Origin of the sequence: Francisella noatunensis subsp. noatunensis, assembly GCF_009823375.1 — a bacterium.
Taxonomy (GTDB): Bacteria; Pseudomonadota; Gammaproteobacteria; order Francisellales; family Francisellaceae; genus Francisella; species Francisella noatunensis.
This window is the reverse complement of the sequence record NZ_WBSX01000171.1, coordinates 1-1,815: the sequence shown is the minus strand read 5'-3', so window position 1 is coordinate 1,815 and position 1,815 is coordinate 1. Positions and strand designations below refer to the sequence as shown.

The window sequence follows — 1,815 nt, the reverse complement described above, 5'->3', positions numbered from 1 at the left end:
AAGCTATATCAAAGCCGCAGAACTTCAAATAATCATAAGCTATCCTGTAAAGTTAAAAAGCTAATAATAGCTTTGTTAAAAAAGAAGATATCTCCGGAACTTATTTGTGGTAGATTAAAACATGAGGCATTGTTAATATAACTCACAAAGCAATTTACAACTTAATAAGCAAGTTAAAGCTTAGACACTTATTATTTTTCAAAGCTAGACAATATAAATACAAAAAAGAAGGTGACTCTAAACAAGTTAAGATAAAGGATAGAGCGAGTATTTCTGAAAGACCTAGCAGTGCTAATAGAAAAAATCTTTATCACTTTGAAGGTGACACTATTGTTGGTAAAGACCATAAAGGTGCTATTGTAACAATGGTCGATAGAGCTAGCAGATTTACTATTTTAGCCAAGTCTATAGATAGAACAGCTAATTCAATCAATAGAATATTGTACAAAGTATCTAATGGTCATAAAATATTAACAGCTACATTTGATAATGGTAAAGAGTTTGCTAAACATAAGAAGCAAACTAGCAAGACTGGCATCAAAGTATTCTTTGCTGATCCATACAGTCCTTGGCAAAGAGGTACTAATGAAAACATGAATAGGTATATCAGACAATTTATACCTAAAGGTACTAACTTTAACAATATATCTCATCAATACATTAGAAAGTTACAGATAGACTTGAATAATAGACCTAAGAAATGTTTAAATTACTTGACACCTAATGAAGTACATTTTGGTATCTCTATAAACATTGAGAATACAATCTAGCAAATAAAACTTCTTATATGGTTCAAGATTATCGGTATACTCAATAAAGTCTAGATATATTTTATTATTTTGTTCAAAAGCATTAACACTATGAAGGAAAAGACCATACTTGAAATATCCAATATGCTCACCTTATGTGTTTTTCGATTGATAAGCACTAATTTACATTTTGCATTTGGATCATGAGAGATCACTTCTGAAACAGGCTTAGTCAAAAAATCAAGTGGATTTGCTCTTAATGGACCTAAATATAAAACAACATAGCCCTCTGTAAGAAATAGCGTATGGTTATATATAAATTGATTATCATAGAACTCATATATTTTTGTTCTTTGTGAAGAGTTTTTCGCAATTTTATAAATAGTATATTTACATTTTTTTGATATATCGATGACAAAGTTAAACTGCTCTTTTGTTATAGGATCAAATTGAGGATGTGCACAGCTAAACTGCCCTTTGATTTTATCACCAAATCTAAACTCGTTTAATGTTTGCAGATCATCTTTATCAAACTCAATCATAGTAGTTACTTCACTAGTTGCCAATAAACTATCTTTCACTTTTAGGATATTTACATTACAACTTGGTTTTTCTACCTTAACTCCTAATATAGTTTTGATTAATGATCTTATTCTGGCAAATTTATAAGGCACAATTGTACCAAACTCATCGAACTTTATACGTCCTTTAGTAGCAGCTAGATATTGCTCAGATCTTAAATATCTATTTGAAAAATAAATTTCCCTATCATTACATCTAAAGCTATACAACATAGCCAGTCCATCAAACCAGTGATTCAATTTAATATTCCCATATTCAAATTTAGCTGGCCCGACTCTCAAAACCTTTCCATCAAACCAATCAGGTAAGTTTGATATTTCAGGTTTTAATATATATCTAGTAAATTCTGAGTTATTGTCAAATCTAGTGTATGGGAATTAAGCGGCATAATTTTTATCCTGTTTTATTTTGTCAACTTCATGCTCAGAAATGCCATCAATAAAAGTTACATTATTTAGCATTTCATTAATTCTCTTATAGCCAT

General features: G+C 29.8%; 1 protein-coding gene and 1 pseudogene. One reads left to right on the top strand and one right to left on the bottom strand.

The annotated features are described in order from the left end of the window. Positions 1 to 770, top strand: a pseudogene (locus F8C69_RS10060) (IS30 family transposase); the annotation flags it as partial. A 50-nt stretch (positions 771 to 820) separates the two neighbouring features. Here F8C69_RS10060 and F8C69_RS10055 read toward each other — a convergent pair. Continuing rightward, complete coding sequence (locus F8C69_RS10055) at positions 821 to 1,648, bottom strand: carotenoid oxygenase family protein (protein ID WP_236352462.1); 828 nt, start codon at positions 1,646 to 1,648, stop codon at positions 821 to 823. Positions 1,649 to 1,815 lie beyond the last annotated feature (167 nt).